The 15,163-nt window shown below is 68.9% G+C and carries 12 protein-coding genes; 6 read left to right on the top strand and 6 right to left on the bottom strand.

Annotation, left to right across the window (positions count from 1 at the left end):
- Positions 1–23: 23 nt before the first annotated feature.
- Positions 24–2,060 carry a TonB-dependent receptor plug domain-containing protein gene (locus ACZ5PP_RS12210; protein WP_043741784.1) on the bottom strand — a complete coding sequence of 679 codons (2,037 nt, stop codon included), beginning with the start codon at positions 2,058–2,060 and terminating at the stop codon, positions 24–26.
- A 129-nt stretch (positions 2,061–2,189) separates the two neighbouring features.
- On the opposite strand from ACZ5PP_RS12210, the gene ACZ5PP_RS12205 reads away from it, so the two are divergent.
- Together ACZ5PP_RS12205 and ACZ5PP_RS12200 are read left to right on the top strand one after the other, a co-directional pair.
- Positions 2,190–3,146, top strand: coding sequence for a hydrogen peroxide-inducible genes activator (locus ACZ5PP_RS12205; RefSeq protein ID WP_043741661.1), 957 nt, complete (start codon positions 2,190–2,192; stop codon positions 3,144–3,146).
- A gap of 116 nt (positions 3,147–3,262) precedes the next feature.
- Positions 3,263–3,733 carry a Dps family protein gene (locus ACZ5PP_RS12200; protein ID WP_004302900.1) on the top strand — a complete coding sequence of 157 codons (471 nt, stop codon included), beginning with the start codon at positions 3,263–3,265 and terminating at the stop codon, positions 3,731–3,733.
- 830 nt (positions 3,734–4,563) lie between these two features.
- Here ACZ5PP_RS12200 and ipdC read toward each other — a convergent pair.
- Positions 4,564–6,192 carry an indolepyruvate/phenylpyruvate decarboxylase gene (gene ipdC, locus ACZ5PP_RS12195; RefSeq protein ID WP_012584242.1) on the bottom strand — a complete coding sequence of 543 codons (1,629 nt, stop codon included), beginning with the start codon at positions 6,190–6,192 and terminating at the stop codon, positions 4,564–4,566.
- A 119-nt stretch (positions 6,193–6,311) separates the two neighbouring features.
- On the opposite strand from ipdC, the gene ACZ5PP_RS12190 reads away from it, so the two are divergent.
- Positions 6,312–6,833: an Lrp/AsnC family transcriptional regulator gene (locus ACZ5PP_RS12190; RefSeq protein WP_004302896.1), complete on the top strand. Its 522-nt coding sequence runs from the start codon at positions 6,312–6,314 to the stop codon at positions 6,831–6,833.
- A gap of 277 nt (positions 6,834–7,110) precedes the next feature.
- On the opposite strand, the gene ACZ5PP_RS12185 is transcribed toward ACZ5PP_RS12190, so the two are convergent.
- From ACZ5PP_RS12185 to ACZ5PP_RS12170, 4 genes are all read right to left on the bottom strand, one after another.
- Positions 7,111–9,675 (bottom strand): DNA topoisomerase III, encoded by a 2,565-nt coding sequence (locus ACZ5PP_RS12185; protein ID WP_464826095.1) that lies wholly within the window; start codon positions 9,673–9,675, stop codon positions 7,111–7,113.
- A 103-nt stretch (positions 9,676–9,778) separates the two neighbouring features.
- Entirely contained in the window at positions 9,779–10,249 is a 471-nt protein-coding gene (locus ACZ5PP_RS12180; RefSeq protein WP_004302893.1) for a Smg family protein, read from the bottom strand.
- 84 nt (positions 10,250–10,333) lie between these two features.
- Positions 10,334–11,497: a DNA-processing protein DprA gene (gene dprA, locus ACZ5PP_RS12175; protein ID WP_043741670.1), complete on the bottom strand. Its 1,164-nt coding sequence runs from the start codon at positions 11,495–11,497 to the stop codon at positions 10,334–10,336.
- Positions 11,498–11,528: 31 nt separating this feature from the next.
- Complete coding sequence (locus ACZ5PP_RS12170; protein ID WP_464826094.1) at positions 11,529–12,566, bottom strand: LysM peptidoglycan-binding domain-containing protein; 1,038 nt, start codon at positions 12,564–12,566, stop codon at positions 11,529–11,531.
- 192 nt (positions 12,567–12,758) lie between these two features.
- Between ACZ5PP_RS12170 and def the strand changes: the two genes are divergently transcribed.
- From def to htpX, 3 genes are all read left to right on the top strand, one after another.
- Positions 12,759–13,262 carry a peptide deformylase gene (def, locus tag ACZ5PP_RS12165; protein ID WP_464826093.1) on the top strand — a complete coding sequence of 168 codons (504 nt, stop codon included), beginning with the start codon at positions 12,759–12,761 and terminating at the stop codon, positions 13,260–13,262.
- Positions 13,262–14,224 (top strand): methionyl-tRNA formyltransferase, encoded by a 963-nt coding sequence (gene fmt / locus ACZ5PP_RS12160; RefSeq protein ID WP_012584238.1) that lies wholly within the window; start codon positions 13,262–13,264, stop codon positions 14,222–14,224. The genes def and fmt overlap by 1 nt, the downstream gene beginning before the upstream one ends.
- Before the next feature lie 90 nt (positions 14,225–14,314).
- Positions 14,315–15,154, top strand: a complete 840-nt coding sequence (gene htpX / locus ACZ5PP_RS12155; RefSeq protein ID WP_004302884.1) for a zinc metalloprotease HtpX — start codon at positions 14,315–14,317, stop codon at positions 15,152–15,154.
- Positions 15,155–15,163: the final 9 nt, after the last annotated feature.

Below are 15,163 nucleotides of genomic sequence, written 5' to 3'. Positions count from 1 at the left end.
ACGGGCGCTTCAAGAGGCTGCGTTCAGAAAGTGGTTTCGAGCGCGAGCCAGGCCTGGCGGCTCACCTCGTTGGCGGGTCGGCCGGCGAACTCGGGCTGGGCCTGCAGGGGGCGATTGGCGAGTTCCTGGTGGCGGCCGAGCAGGTTGATGCCGGTCAGGCGGAGCTCCACCGCCATGTCGAACAGCCGCAGGCTGCGCGAGACGCTCCAGTCCACCGTGGTGTAGGACGGCACGGTGTAGTCGAAGCCGGGAACATAGCTGAAGCCGGCGTCGATCGGCCCCATGCGCAGCACGCTGAGCAGCGAGCGCCACGCCCCTGCACGCTGCAGCCAGCTCAGGCTGGCCGTGTAGGGGGCGACGTTGCGGCGGATGCGTGGGTCGTCGACGTCGCGGTCGATGAGGCTGTGCGCAAGGAGGAACTCGGTGCCGCGCCAGGGCTTCAGGTGGAGCTGGGTTTCGATGCCGTTCAGTTGTACGCGGCCGCTGTGGTTCTCCCAGCGCGTGCTGCCCAGCCCTCGCGAGATCGCCTCGGGGAGCTTGCCCTCGATCGGCCAGTCGGAGGGAACGGCGTTGCGCACGATCAGGTCTTCGATGCGCTCGCGGAACAGGCGGACGTCGAGCGTGCTGCGGCTGTCGCCGAAAACGCCGAGAAAGCCGATCTCGCTGGCGTCGATGCGCTGGGGGCGCAGGTCCGGATTGGGGTATTGCCGGCGCTGGACCAGCTCGCCCTTGTCGTCGGTGATCCGTATGTCGACGTTGCGCTCGAAAAGGTCCGGCTGTCGCCATGCGCGCGAGTGGCCGATGCGCCAGGTGATCCGTGGAGCGGCCTGCCAGTTCAGGAACACGCGTGGCGCGAGCCGCGCCTCGTCGCCTTGCAACTGCTCCAGCATGCCGCCCGCGTTCCACAGGAAGGCGGTGCCCGTTCGCAGCTCGAGATTGGCGAACAGGCGGTGTTCGTCCCGCGCATGGTTGCGGCGCTCGTGATACCAGAAGGGCGAGTCGTGCTCGATGCGCTTCCATTCCGCGCCCCACATCAGCCGCGTGGCCTCGTCCACGCGCTCGCGCCGCTCGATCTCCAGGTTGTGCTGGACGAAGGTGGCGCTGTTGCCGACCGTGCCGCGCAGGCGCTCGGGGAAGGCGTTCGCCAGGGTCCGGCTGTTTGCCGCGGAGTCGTAGCGCCAGAGATCGTCGCGACTCTGCCGGCTCCAGTAGGCCGACACGCGTATCGCGTCGTCCTCGGGGCCGTGCCGCCACCGCAGATGCAGGGATCGGTTGGTGTCGCGCCCTTCGCGCTGGGCCGCGATGTCGAAGATCGAGCCGGCGTATCCGAGTTCGTGGGTGCTCTCGGCGACCCCCGCGTTGAGGGCGAGTGCATCGTGTTCGCCCACCTGCAGGTCGGCGCGAAGGTTCAGGACGTCGGTGCGGCGACCGTCGTACAGATCGGCAAACCCTTCGTCTTCTTCATGATGCGCGCCGATGCGCACGCTGAGGGGCCCGCTCTGCACGGCGTGTCGCAGGCTCGCGTCGCGGATGCCGGGTGCGCCGGTGGCGAGCTTCAGCCGGGTGCCGGGATGTCGGCTGGCGTCGTCGGTGATGATGTTGACGATGCCGAGGAAGGCGTTGGACCCGTAGGCGGCCGAGTTCGAGCCGCGTACCACCTCGATGCGTTCGATGTCTCCGGGCAGGGCACGCTCGGCGCTGGCGGTGAAGGATGGCGTCAGCGACGCGCGTCCGTCGACCAGCAGCTGGATCTGCATCGGCGAGTCCATGCCGAGGCCGTGGTAGGTCACCCACTGCAGGTTGCCGCGCTCCTGGCCGACCTGGAATCCGGGCACCAGGCGCAGCACGCGCGCGAGCTCGCGGTAGCCGGTCGCGGCGATCAGGTCCGCATCGATCACGGTGACCGCGCCCGGGCTGTCCTGCAACGGCTGCGCCAGACGCGAGGCGCTGAGCACCACCGGCAGGGGCTCGAAGAAGGCATCTGCGGACGACGCTTCGACGGTGCCGGCAGCCAGCAGCGACAGCAGGGCGAGAGCGGTGGGGGGGCGGTGGAGGTGCATCGGAAGCGGGCGGCGGCGCAGAATGCGCGAGTATACCCAGTGCGCTTTCGGGGCGCGCAGCAACGATCAGTCGGGGTAACATCGGGCACCGTCGACTCCGGGTGCACGCCCTTCCATCGTGTCGAAGCCATGACCCTGACCGATCTCCGTTATCTCGTCGCGCTCGCCCACGAGCGTCATTTCGGCCGCGCCGCCGAGAAGTGCCACGTGTCGCAGCCCACGCTGTCGGTGGCGGTGAAGAAGGTCGAGGAGGAGCTCGGCATCCAGCTCTTCGAGCGCAGCGCCTCGGAGGTCAAGATCACCGAGACCGGGCGCCGGATCGTCGCCCAGGCCGAGCGGGTGCTGATGGAGGCGAGTCAGATCCAGGAGATCGCCGCCGCAGGCAAGGACCCGCTCGCCGGGCCGCTGCGTGTGGGCGTGATCTACACCATCGGACCCTACCTGCTGCCGCGGCTGATTCCGCGCGTGCATCAGCTCGCGCCCCGGATGCCGCTGATCATCCAGGAGAACTTCACCGCGCGTCTGGCCGAGGCGCTCAAGCGCGGCGAACTCGACGTGATCATCATCAGCCTGCCCTTCGACGAGGCGGGCGTGGTGGCGCAGCCCGTGTATGACGAGCCCTTCCGCGTGCTGATGCCGGCCGACCATCCGTGGAATGCGGAAAGCGAGATCGACCCCCAGCATCTCGCCGACGACCAGCTCCTGCTGCTCGGTGCCGGCAACTGCTTCCGCGACCAGGTGCTGGAGGTGTGCCCGAGCTGCCGCAACATCGGCGGGCTGCAGCGCACGCTCGAGGGCAGCTCGCTCGAGACCATCCGCCACATGGTGGCCACCGGCCTCGGCGTGACCGTGCTGCCGAGCTCGGCAGCGGACGAGATGGCGACGCAGAATCCGCTGGTCGCGGTGCGGCCTTTCACCATGCCGGAGCCCTCGCGTCGCGTCGCGCTCGCCTGGCGGGTGACCTATCCGCGCAACGGGGCGATCGACGTGCTGCGCGCGGCGATCCTCGACAGCGCCCTGCCGGGCGTGCGTCCGGTGGGCCGCGCCGTGCCGCCCGGGCAGGTGCCGTGGGTGGATTCGCGATGAGAATTCTTGATCGGATCCATCAGGGTAATCGGTTTGATCAATGCATCCCTCAGGCGCTAACATGAAGCGCAAACCCCTGCGGGCGGTGTGAAGCCTGCATACACAGGAGAACCAGCATGGAAATCGACATCGGCATCAAGGAAAAGGACCGCGCGAAGATCGCGGAGGGCCTGTCGCGTCTGCTCGCCGACAGCTACACGCTTTACCTGACCACGCACAACTTCCACTGGAACGTGACCGGGCCGATGTTCAACACCCTGCATCTGATGTTCGAGACGCAGTACAACGAACTCGCGCTCGCGGTGGACGAGATCGCCGAACGCATCCGCGCGCTCGGCTTCCCGGCGCCGGGCACCTACAAGGAATTCCAGAAGCTCACCAGCATGGCCGAGCCGGAAGGTGTGCCGAACGCGCAGGAGATGATCCGCCTGCTGGTGCAGGGTCAGGAAGCGGTTGTCAAGACCGCCCGCAGCATCGCCCCGATCGCCGACAAGGCGAGCGACGAGCCCACGCTCGACCTGCTCACCCAGCGTATGCAGGTGCACGAGAAGACGGCCTGGATGCTGCGCAGCCTGCTCGAAGGCTGATTCCCGCCGCGCTTGTGCAGCAAATGAACGGGCCCGCGGGGCCCGTTCCTTTATCTGTGGCGACTCGCGTCGCTCCTACGGACGCCTCCGAGAGCGCAGTGATTCTCGCAGGAGCGACGCAAGTCGCGATTGCGGCGCACAAAACTCGCGCTGACGCATCGGAACCGCCCGGTCGCGACTCGCGTCGCCCCTACGGACGTCTCCCAGAGCGCAGTGATTCTCGCAGGAGCGACGCAAGTCGCGATTGCGGCGCACAAAACTCGCGCTGACGCATCGGAACCGCCCGATCGCGACTCGCGTCGCTCCTACGGACGCTTCCGAGAGCGCAGTGATTCTCGTAGGAGCGACGCAAGTCGCGATTGCAGCGCACAAGACCCGCGCTGACGCATCGGAACCGCCCGATCGCGACTCGCGTCGCTCCTACGCACGTCTTCCAGAGCGCAGTGGTTCTCGCAGGAGCGACGCAAGTCGCGATTACAGCGCACAAGACCCGCGCTGACGCATCGGGACCGCCCGATCGCGATTCGCGTCGCTCCTACGCACGTCTTCCAGAGCGCAGTGGTTCTCGTAGGAGCGACGCAAGTCGCGATTGCGGCGCACAAGACCCGCGCTGACGCATCGGGACCGCCCGATCGCGACTCGCGTCGCTCCTACGCACGTCTTCCAGAGCGCAGTGGTTCTCGTAGGAGCGACGCAAGTCGCGATTGCGGCGCACAAGACCCGCGCTGACGCATCGGGACCGCCCGATCGCGACTCGCGTCGCTCCTACGGACGTCTCCGAGAGCGCAGTGGTTCTCGTAGGAGCGACGCGAGTCGCGATTACAGCGGACTCAGGCGGCCTTGGCGGCGTTGAGGCGCTTGACCGCGTTGACGAAGCGCGACAGCGACTCCGACAGCACGCCGCGCGGGATCATCACCTCGATGAGCTGGAAGCGTCCGCGCGTGGCGATCGCCTTGTCGAGCGCAGCCTTCAGCTGCGCGCGCGTGTGCACGCGCACGCCGTCGCCACCCAGGCCCGCGGCCATCTGCGCGAAGCCCCAGTCGTCGAGGTCGTTGAAGCCTGACTCGGGCTGGAAGGTGCGCAGCATCTCCCAGCTCGCGTTATTGAACAACAGCACGATCGGATCCCAGCCGTAGCGCCGGCAGTTGCCGAGCTCCCAGCCGGTCATCTGGAAGGCGCCGTCGCCGACCAGGATCAGCGGCCGCTGCCCGGTGGCGGCCTGCACACCGAGGCCGGCGGGCACGCCGAAGCCCATGGTGGCGTAGTAGCCGGGCGCGACCAGCGCGGTGTGCTCGATGTCCATCGCGGTGAACAGGCAGTCGCCCATGTCGGAGGCGATCGGCAGCTTGCCGTGGGCCGCCATCAGGTCGTTTACCGCGCAGGCGATGTCGGCGGGCGCGATCGTCGCTTCGTCCGCCTGCAGGCCGTGCGGAAAGGCGGGGCGGTCGACCGTGAAGTGCGCGTCGGCGTGCGGAACGCGCGCGAGAAGCCCGTCGATCAGGGCGTCGAGCGGGATGTCGGCATAGGTGTGGTAGCCCATCGTGACCCGGGCCTCGAGCGCCTGGATGGTGTGGCGCAGGTCGATGTGCTTGCCGGAGACGGCGAAGTTGGTATCGGAGATGATCACCCCGACCAGGAACAGTCCGTCGGAATCCTCCACCAGCGCGCTCACCTCGGGCAGGCCGGCGAGCCCCATGTAGGTGCCCATCAGCGGGGCGTCCTGGTCGGCGAGCAGGCCGCGGCCCATGAAGCTGGTCACCACCGGGATGCCGAGCCGGCGCGACAGCTCTGCGACCTTGTCCTCCAGCCCGAAGCGGCGCACCTCGACGCCGGCCATCAGCACCGGGGCACGGGCCGCGCGCAGGCGTGCGAGGATCTCGTCCACACAGGCCGCGAGCGCGTCGGCATCGACCGCGCGCGGCGCCTCGCGCACTACCGGCGCGCATGGCCGGGCGACCATGTCGCGCGGGATCTCGATGTACACCGGCAGTGAATTGCGCACGCAGTTGCCGAGCACGCGCGCGATGTCGGCCGGCGCGCGTGCCGCGTCGTCGAGCCGCACCTGGTCGCAGGTGATCTCCTGGAAGATGCGCAACTGCGAGTCCAGCGTCTTGGCCTGGTGGTGCAGCAGCAGGCCGGATTGCGATTCGCCCAGCCCCGGTCCGCCCGAGATGACCACCAGCGGCGACTTCTCGGCATACGCGGCGGCGACCGCGTTGACCATGTTGAGCGCGCCGGCGCCGTAGGTGACCGCCGCCACCCCGATGCCGCCCTGGACGCGCGCGGCCGCGTCGGCGGCGAAGCCCACGCCGGGCTCGTGCGACAGCGTGTGCAGCGGCAGGATGCCGGTCTGCTCGATGATGCGGAAATACGGCAAGGCGAAGTCGCCCGGGATGCCGAAGATCTGGCGTGCGCCGTGGTCGACCAGCGCGTGCAGCAGCGATTCGGTCAGGTTCATGCTCGTCTCCTCCTTGGTCTGGTGACGGGCATTATGGTTGGCCTGCTCCGCACCGTGTGCGCATCATGCGGGTATAAACTCTGCCGATACGCACGTTCCGTGCATTCTGAGGCCGGATGATGAGCACCCTGAGCATAGACCGCCACGATCTTGCGCTTCTCGACGCACTGCAGCGCAGCGGCGACGCGACCAACGCCACGCTCGGCGAGGCGGTGCACCTGTCCGCCTCGCAGGTCAGCCGTCGTCTGCAGCGCCTGCAGGAGGCCGGGCTGATCACCGGCTACGCGGCGCTGCTCGACCCTGCCGCGCTCGGGCTGGACGTGATGGCGTTCGCCCATGTGGTGCTCGAGCGCCACGGCGGCGTGCGCACCGAGGCCTTCGAGGACGGGGTCGCGGCCTTGCCGGAGGTGCTGGAGTGTTTTTCGGTGAGCGGCAATGCGGACTACGTGCTGCGCATCGTCGCGCCCGACCTCGCCGCCTTCTCCGAGCTGATGATGAAGCGCGTGCTGCGCCTGCCCGGCATCGCCAACATCAAGACCGATATCGTGCTCGGCAAGGTCAAGCAGACCCACGTGCTGCCGCTCGAGCACATCGCCCGCCCCGGCCGGCCCCGCCGCGGCGTGCGCTTCACTGTGAGCTGAAGCTTTCGCAGGAGAGACGGGCGTCGCGATGCCGCGCTTGCGCGGGCGCGCGCAAACCCGATGCGCTGCGATCGCGACTTGCGTCGCTCCTACGGAAAACCGGCACGGTGTCAGGAGGGCCTGTGGGAGCGACGCAAGTCGCGATACCGCGCGTGCGCAAATCCGCTGCGCTGCGATCGTGACTTGCGTCGCTCCTGCGGAAAACCGGCGCGGTGTCAGGAGGGCCTGTGGGAGCGACGCGAGTCGCGATGCGGCGCCAGGCGGCCGGTGCGGGGCTTCAGCTTGCCTTGCGCGCAGCGCGCTTGCGCGGCGCGGCGGGTTCGGCGTCCTCGCCTGCGGCTTCGTCGCCTTTGCCGGCGGCGGGCTTGGCGCCGGCCTTGGGTGCCTTGGCCTCGAACTCGAAGCCGACCTTGCCGTCCTTGCCGCGCACCAGGAAGGCGGAGAACTTGCGCCGGGTGCGCGCCGATACGAAGCCCTTGAGCAACTCGGTCTTGCCCTCGGTCAGCAGCCTGGCCATCTGCTCGCGCTCGATCGGCTGCTGCAGGATGACCTTGCCGGAGCGGAAGTCGCAGCTCTTGCCCGGTCCGACCGACTTCTCGCACACATAGGCCATGCCGTGCTCGAAGACGCGGCTGGCGCATTTCGGGCAGGCGCCGACCGGCTGCTGATCGGAGAAGTCCACCGCCTCCGCTTCCTCGCCTTCCTTGGGCTGGCCGAAGTCGAAGGTGGGCTGCTTGTCCTCGTTCAACACGATGTCGGCGTTGAACAGCCGCCCCATCTTGTTGCGGAAGCCGAGCAGCGGGCCGACCTTGCCCGCGCGCAGCAGGGTCTCGATCTCGTCGTACTCGAACTGGCGGCCGGCGACGATCTTCCAGGTGCTCCAGTCGCAGGCCTGACAGGCGAACTTCTTGTAGTTCTCCTTCACCACGCCGCCGCACTTCGGGCACGGGGTCTGCAGCGTGACGAACTCGCCCGGCACGGTGTCGGATTCATAACGCTTGGCGCGCTCGACCACCTCGCGCGTCATCTCGGCGATTTCGTTCATGAAGGCTTCGCGGCTGAGCTTGCCGTGCTCCATCTGCGCGAGCTTGTATTCCCAGCCGCCGGTGAGCTCGGGCGAGGTCAGCGCGGTGACGCCGAGGCCCTTCAGCAGCGTGATCAGCGAGAAGGCCTTGGCGCTCGGGATCAGCTCGCGGCCGTCGCGGTGGATGTACTGCTCGCTGATCAGGCCTTCGATGATCTGTGCGCGCGTGGCCGGGGTGCCGAGGCCGCGTTCGGCCATCGCCGCGCGCAGCTCCTCGTCGTCGACCATCTTGCCCGCGCCTTCCATCGCGGACAGCAGCGTGGCTTCGTTGAAGCGCGCCGGCGGCTTGGTCTGCAGCGACTTCACCACGATGTCCTCGGTGGACACCGTCTCGCCCTGCTTCACCGCGACCAGCTGCGGGGCGCCGCCGTCCTTGGTGTCCTTCTCGTCGTTGGCGGCTTCCTTGCCGTACACCGTCAGCCAGCCCGGATTGACCAGCACCTTGCCCTCGGTCTTGAAGGCCTCGCCCGCGACGCGGGTGATGCGGGTGGTGATCTGGTACTCGGCCGCGGGGTAGAACACCGCCAGGAAGCGCTTGGTGACGAGGTCGTAGATCTTGTGCTCGGCGTCCGACAGGCTCTTCGGCAGCGCCCCGGTGGGGATGATGGCGAAGTGGTCGGAGATCTTGGCGTTGTTGAAGATGCGCTTGTTCGGCCGCACCCAGCCCTGCCTGGTGATCTCGTTGGCGAAGGGCGCGTACTGGTCGGGCAGCGTGCGCATGACCTCGCCCACGGTGGCGAGGTAGTCCTCGGGCAGCGCGCGCGCGTCGGTACGCGGGTAGGTCAGGACCTTGTGTTTTTCGTACAGCGCCTGCGCCAGTTGCAGCGTCACTCGGGCTGAAAAACCGAAGCGGCCGTTGGCTTCGCGCTGCAGGCTGGTGAGGTCGAACAGCAGCGGCGACAGCTGGGTGGAGGGCTTGGCCTCCTCGCTGACCACGCCCGGTTTGCCCGCACACTTGGCGCGGATGGCCTCGGCCTGGGACTTGTCCCACAGGCGGAATGCGGTGGCGTGCTCGTCGCCCTCGGGGCGCTTGAATTTTTCGTCGAACCAACGCCCCGGGTATTCGCCGGCGGCGCAGCCGAAGCGCGCCTCGAGCTCCCAGTAGTCGCGCGACTTGAACTTGCGGATGCGGTCCTCGCGCTCCACCACCATCGCCAGCGTCGGGGTCTGCACGCGGCCCACCGTGGTGAGGTGGAAGCCGCCGGTCTTGGAGTTGAACGCGGTCATCGCGCGCGTGCCGTTGATGCCGATCAGCCAGTCGGATTCGGCGCGGCAGATCGCCGCGTTGCGCAGGCCTTCGACGTCCTGCGCGGCGCGCAGGTGGGCGAAGCCGTCGCGGATCGACTGCGCCGTCATCGACTGTAGCCAGAGGCGCTGCATCGGCTTCTTCGTGCCGGCATGCTGGGCGATGAAGTTGAAGATCAGCTCGCCTTCGCGGCCCGCGTCACAGGCGTTGATGAGGCCGGTGACGTCCTTGCGCTTGATGAGTCGAGTGAGCAGCTTCAGGCGGTCCTCGGTCTTCTCGATCGGCTTGACCGCGAAGTGGGGCGGGATCACCGGCAGGTGGGCGAAGGTCCACTTGCCGCGCTTGACCTCGAACTCCTCGGGCAGGGTGAGCTCGAGAAGGTGACCGACGGCCGACGACAATACGTAGTCGTCGGACTCGAAGTAGTCCTTCTCCTTGGTGAAGCCGCCCAGCGCACGGGCGATGTCCTGCGCGACGGAAGGCTTTTCCGCGATGATCAGTTGCTTGCTCATGCTCGACAATTAACGAGGGTCGCGCCGCGAGGGCGCGTGGGTTCGGAAGCGGCGGATGGTAAGGACGGCCTGCCGGGGCAGGCAAGCCGTAGGGCTGGACCGTTCAGTGCACCGTGGGTTCGTAGGCCCAGTCGTCTTCCTCGGTGAGCAGCTCGTCCACCATCAGGGTGTCGATCGGTTCTTCCTGCTGCCACAGCACCATCAGCACGATGACCTTGAGCCGGTTCAGCGTGATGGTGAAGTCGGCCAGCGCCATTGCGCGCTCGATGATCAGCTCGCGGTGGGCGGTGCCGAGCACGCCGGCGCTCTCGAGCAGGCTCAGGAAGCCGCGGCAGCGGCCGTCGAGGAGGGCCTGCTCCTCTTCGGTGTAGATGCGCACCGAGCCCGCCTGCGGCGCGGTGCCGGGGTGGATGTCGCGGGCGACGCGGCGCAGCCCGGCGAGCCACTCCAGCGCCTCGGAGATGTCGTCCTGCTCGAAGCCCGCTGCTGACAGCTTGCGGTTCAGCAGCTCGCCTTCCGGGCAGGCGTCGGCGTGGATGTAGCTCTCGAAGAGGTATACGAGGATGTCGAACAAGGCGGCCTCTCGTGGATCGGCTGGGGAGGCGGAAGAGCCGGTCCCCCGCCAGGGTGTGGGGGGCGGCGGCTCGCGGCCGCTCTTTCAGGTGATGCGCTGGAAGCGTCCGCCGGGCAGCTTGGCCAGGCGCCCTTCCAGTTCGAGTGGCAGCAGGATGGCGTAGAGGGCGTCGACCGTCAAGCCGCAGCGTGCGGCGATCGTGTCGAGGTCCACCGGATCGTGGCCGATCGCCTCGAGCACGCGTGTGCGCTCGCCATCGAGCGCGATCGCGGCCTGGCGAGGGGGTGCGGCCGGGACGGCGGGTACCGCGCCGCGACTCCGGCGGTCCTTTACCGATGCGGCGACCGGCGCTGGCCAGCCGAGGCGGCCGCGCAGTTCCTCGACGACGTCCTCCGCCGTCTCGACCAGCTTCGCGCCGTCGCGGATCAGGCGATGGCAGCCGCGCGACAGCGGCGAGTGGATCGAGCCGGGGATCGCGAACACCTCGCGGCCGGTCTCGGTGGCGAGGCGCGCAGTGATCAGCGAGCCGCTGCCGAGCGCCGCCTCGACCACCAGTACGCCCTCGGCCAGTCCGGCGATCAGGCGGTTGCGGCGCGGGAAGTTGTGCTGCAGAGGCGGCGTGCCGAGGGGAAACTCGCTGACCACCGCGCCGGCAGCGGCGATCTCGCGCGCGAGCGCGGCGTTGCGCGCCGGGTAGATGCGGTCGATGCCGGTGCCGATCACCGCCACCGTTCCGGCCCCTGTGCTGCCGGCGGCGAGCGCGCCGCGGTGTGCCGCGGCGTCGATGCCGAGCGCCAGTCCGCTGACGACGACGAGGCCTTGCTGGGCGAGCGTGCGCGCGAAGGCCTCGGCGTTGGCTTCGCCGGCCGCGGTCGCCGAGCGTGCGCCGACCAGCGCGATGCCCGGGCGCGATAGCAGCGCGGGTTCGCCCTTGACGTAGAGCAGCACCGGGGGATCGGCGATGTCGAAGAGTTGGCGCGGGTAGTCGGCGTCGGCCAGGGTCAGGACGCGGTTGCCGGCCTCGCTCGCCCATGCGAGCGTGCGCTCGATGTCTTCGTGTGCCGGCACGGCGAGCACGGCGTCCGCCGCCTGACCGCCCACCACCGCGGCGAGCGCGCCGCGTCCGGCGGCGAAGATGTGGCCGGGCAGGCCGAAGGCGGCGAGCAGGGCGCGCTGGCCCTGCGTGCCGACGCCCGGGATGCAGGCGAGGCGCAGCCAGTCGGCGAGGTCGTCGGCAGGCGCGGTCACGATCGGGCGGCTGCGGCTTGCCGGTGCCGGATCAGGGCTTGCGGAGGGTGTCGCCGATGGTGACCGGACCGTCGGACTCCATCACCAGCGCGTACGAGACGCGCTCGAAGACGCGGAACACGAAGGCCACGCCGTAGCGCTTTTCCGGCAGGCGGAAGCTTTCCTTGCCGTCCTCGCCGCGGTACTCGGCGACACCGCGGTTGCGATGGAGCGCGAGCACGTGGCCGCGCTCGAGGCCGTCCTGCTCGCCGGTGTCGAGCGCGACCACGTTGAGCCGGCCGGTCTCGCTGACCCCACGGTAGATGGAGATGATGCTGCCCTCGACGTCGAAGTCGGGTGCGTGCGGAACATAGGAGAACACGCTCGGCGGCTCGCTCGGCATCATCAGGTCGCCGGTGCCGATCTCCTCGACCGCGGAGACGATCTCGAGCGTGGTCGGTTCGCCGCGCCCGGTGACGCGGGCGGTGCCGAGATAGGCGGCTTCCCAGGCGATCGGCTCGCGGGTCCGCGGATCCTCGAGCGGGCGCGCGGGGCGATAGATGTGCCAAAGCTCGCTCTCGTCGCCGACGTTCTTGGCGAACACGGTGTCGCCGGTGCCGGTGAGCACGCGGCTGGTCTCGGTGGCGACGATCGTGGCCGAACCGTCGAGGCGCGGCTGGTCGACCACCAGCGGGCGATTCAGGAAGGGCTCGATGATCTGCAGCGGGATACTGGGCAGGGCCTCGGCGATCGGCTCGCTGTAGACCTTCGGTTGCAGGCGGCCGTCCTGTGTGCCGCTGCCGATGCGCCGACCGACGCTGAGCCAGGGGCCGTTGCGGTCGAGCAGGATGACCTGACCGGGATAGATGAGGTGCGGGTTGCGGATCTCGTCCCGGTTCAGGCGCCAGACCTCGGGCCAGCGCCAGGGCTCCTGGAGGAAGCGTCCGGAGATGCCCCACAGGGTGTCGCCGCGCGCCACGGTGTAGCTGTCGGGGGCGTCGGCGGCGAGGCGCACAGTGGATTGCGCGTGCGCGCCGCTGCCCAGGAGGCTCGCGAAGGTGACGAGCAGAGGGAATATAATTCGCATCATTGGACGCATCCGATCGGGACCGTGCGTGCCGGGTTCGACCCGGAACGCTGGCTGCGCGCCCGGGTCGAAGCAGTCGATCGCGCGCAGCGCGCATCCTGCATACCGGTCGCGGATATTCCGGCTAAATACATGCCGAAGCGTGTGAAAACGCTTGAAATTCTGCACTCAAAGGCTTAACCCAGCAAGGTATTCATGGCTCTCCTACCCATTCTCCGCTACCCCGATCCCCGCCTCCACACGGTCGCCGCGCCGGTCGCCAAGGTGGACGATGAAATCCGCAAGCTCGTCGCCGACATGGCCGAGACCATGTACGAGGCGCCCGGCATCGGACTGGCCGCCACCCAGGTCGACGTGCACAAGCGCATCGTCGTCATCGACGTGTCCGAGGACAAGTCCGGCCTGATGGCGCTGATCAACCCCGAGATCCTGGAGCGTTCGGGCGAACAGGTGTGCGAGGAAGGTTGCCTGTCCGTACCCGGAATCTACGAGAAGGTGTCGCGCGCCGAGCGTGTGAAAGTTCGCGCCTTGAACGAAAAGGGTGAATCCTTCGAGTTCGAGGCCGACGGCCTGCTCGCGGTATGCGTGCAGCACGAGATCGACCACCTCGACGGCAAGGTCTTCGTCGAATACCTGTCGCAGCTCAAGCTCGGCCGCATCAAGTCCAAGCTGGCCAAGAAGGCCCGCATCACCGCGTGATGGCCGCCACCGCATCCGGGGCCGGCGGCCTGCGCGTCGCCTTCGCCGGTACCCCCGAATTCGCCGCGCAGGCGCTCGACGCCATCCTGAAGGCCGCTTACGCGGTCCCGCTCGTGTTGACCCAGCCCGACCGCCCCGCCGGTCGCGGCATGAAGCTCAGCCCGAGCGCGGTCAAGCAGCTCGCGCTCGCCCACGGCATCGAGGTCGACCAGCCCGAGAAGCTGCGCACCGAAGAGCAGCGTGCCCGCCTCGTCGCCTGCGCGCCCGACGTGCTGGTGGTCGCCGCCTACGGCCTCATCCTGCCGCCCGCGGTGCTGGCGCTGCCGCGCCTGGGCTGCATCAACATCCACGCCTCGCTGCTGCCGCGCTGGCGTGGTGCGGCGCCCATCCATCGTGCGATCGAGGCCGGCGACGCCGAGACCGGCATCACCATCATGCAGATGGACGAGGGCCTGGACACCGGCCCGATGCTGCTGCGGCGCGCGCTGCCGATCGCCGCGGACGACACCACCGCCAGCCTGCACGACCGCCTCGCCGCGCTCGGCGGCGCATGCATCGTCGAGGCGCTCGCCGCGCTCGCCGCCGGCGCGCTGGTCGCGACGCCGCAGCCGGCGGAGGGCGTCACCTACGCAGCCAAGATCGGCCGCGCCGAGGCCGACATCGACTGGAGCCGGCCGGCGGCGGAGATCGAGCGCGCCATGCGTGCCTTCGACCCCTTCCCGGGGGCCGTGTCCAGCCTGCGCGACACCGCGGTCAAGTGCTGGAAGGCACGGGTCGTGGCCGGCGAGGGCGAGCCGGGCCGGGTGCTCGCGGTCGATGCGGACGGCATCGTCGTGGCCTGCGGGCGCGACGCGCTGCGTTGCACGGTGTTACAGCGCCCGGGCAGCAAGCGCCTGCCCGCGGGGGAATTCCTGCGCGGTTTCCCGGTCTCTGTGGGCGAACGCTTCGCGTCTGCGACGTGAGCGCGCGGCGCGTCCGTGGCGGCCTTGAAGGCGGTCGCGGACGCCCCAAGCTACACTGACGAATCAATCTCTCGCAGGAAGGATCCCGCAATGTTCGGAAACTGGATCAAGACCTCCATCCTGATGGCCGGCATCGTCGCCCTGTTCGGGGCGATGGGCGCGGCCATCGGCGGCCAGCAGGGCATGCTGATCGCGCTCGTGATGGGTGGCGCGATGAACGTCTGGGCCTACTGGTTCTCGGACAAGATGGTGCTGAAGATGTACAAGGCGCGCGAGGTCGATGCCGCCTCCTCGCCCTACCTGTACAACATGGTGGCGGAGCTCGCCCGCCGTGCCGAGCTGCCGATGCCGAAGGTGTACATCATCGACGAGGCCCAGCCCAATGCCTTCGCCACCGGCCGCAACCCCGACAACGCCGCGGTGGCGGCGACTACCGGCATCATCCGCATGCTCTCCGAGCGCGAGCTGCGCGGGGTGATGGCGCACGAACTGGCACACGTGAAGAACCGCGACATCCTGATCTCGACCATCTCGGCCACCATCGCGGGCGCGATCTCGATGCTGGCCAACTTCGGCATGTTCTTCGGCGGCCGCGAGGGCGAGGAGCGTCCCAACCCCATCGTCTCGATCGCGATGATGATCCTCGCCCCGCTCGCCGGCATGCTGATCCAGATGGCGATCAGCCGCACCCGCGAGTTCGGCGCCGACCGCGGTGGCGCGGAGATCTCCGGCGATCCCGCCGCGCTCGCCGCCGCGCTCGCCAAGATCGACGCCTACGCGCGCGGCATCCCGATGCACACAGCCGAGCGCCACCCGGAGACCGCGCAGATGATGATCATGAACCCGCTCTCCGGCGGCGGCCTGCGCGGGCTGTTCTCGACGCACCCCTCCACCCAGGAGCGCATCGCGCGCCTGCAGACCATGCGCTGAGGCCTGCCC

It is taken from the genome of Thauera sp. DNT-1, from assembly GCF_055393985.1.
The sequence above is the reverse complement of the archived record's forward strand: the minus strand, read 5'-3'. Positions and strand labels throughout refer to the sequence as shown.

Bases quoted from the DNA above. Each gene is read 5' to 3' on its own strand.
- ACZ5PP_RS12210 (WP_043741784.1), bottom strand. From the start codon at position 2,060: ATGCACCTCCACCGCCCCCCCACCGCTCTCGCCCTGCTGTCGCTGCTG.
- ACZ5PP_RS12205 (WP_043741661.1), top strand. From the start codon at position 2,190: ATGACCCTGACCGATCTCCGTTATCTCGTCGCGCTCGCCCACGAGCGT.
- ACZ5PP_RS12200 (WP_004302900.1), top strand. From the start codon at position 3,263: ATGGAAATCGACATCGGCATCAAGGAAAAGGACCGCGCGAAGATCGCG.
- ipdC (WP_012584242.1), bottom strand. From the start codon at position 6,192: ATGAACCTGACCGAATCGCTGCTGCACGCGCTGGTCGACCACGGCGCA.
- ACZ5PP_RS12190 (WP_004302896.1), top strand. From the start codon at position 6,312: ATGAGCACCCTGAGCATAGACCGCCACGATCTTGCGCTTCTCGACGCA.
- ACZ5PP_RS12185 (WP_464826095.1), bottom strand. From the start codon at position 9,675: ATGAGCAAGCAACTGATCATCGCGGAAAAGCCTTCCGTCGCGCAGGAC.
- ACZ5PP_RS12170 (WP_464826094.1), bottom strand. From the start codon at position 12,566: ATGATGCGAATTATATTCCCTCTGCTCGTCACCTTCGCGAGCCTCCTG.
- def (WP_464826093.1), top strand. From the start codon at position 12,759: ATGGCTCTCCTACCCATTCTCCGCTACCCCGATCCCCGCCTCCACACG.
- fmt (WP_012584238.1), top strand. From the start codon at position 13,262: ATGGCCGCCACCGCATCCGGGGCCGGCGGCCTGCGCGTCGCCTTCGCC.
- htpX (WP_004302884.1), top strand. From the start codon at position 14,315: ATGTTCGGAAACTGGATCAAGACCTCCATCCTGATGGCCGGCATCGTC.